This is a genomic window from Stenotrophomonas sp. SrG (assembly GCF_050031795.1).
In the GTDB taxonomy this organism is placed as follows: domain Bacteria; phylum Pseudomonadota; class Gammaproteobacteria; order Xanthomonadales; family Xanthomonadaceae; genus Stenotrophomonas; species Stenotrophomonas rhizophila_A.
On sequence record NZ_JBNBBE010000119.1, the window covers coordinates 1 to 295 of the forward strand.

Sequence of the window (295 nt, forward strand, 5' to 3'; positions counted from 1 at the left end):
AGGCAGCGGCCGCCAGCTCCGCGCTGCCGGTTTCGCCGGCCACCGTGCAGCAGCAGACCATGGCGCGCACGGTGCTGGTCTCCGGCCCGGTCTCCGCGTAGGAGGAAATGCAGCTTGGCGTCGAAATCAGCGGCCAGCGCGTGACTGCACTGCCGGTGGACGTCGGCCAGTGGGTCCAACAGGGCCAGGTGCTGCTGCAGCTGGACCACCGCACGCTGGACAGCGACCTGGCCCAGGCCGACGCCTCGCTGACGCAGGCGCAGGCGGCGCAGGACCTGGCGCGGATGAACTACGA

Annotated in this window: 1 protein-coding gene; it reads left to right on the top strand. The window is 71.2% G+C overall.

Annotated features, from left to right (window positions below):
* Positions 1–107: 107 nt before the first annotated feature.
* Positions 108–295: biotin/lipoyl-binding protein (locus ACQG3P_RS19210; RefSeq protein ID WP_426805929.1), on the top strand; the 188-nt coding region annotated here is incomplete at its 3' end.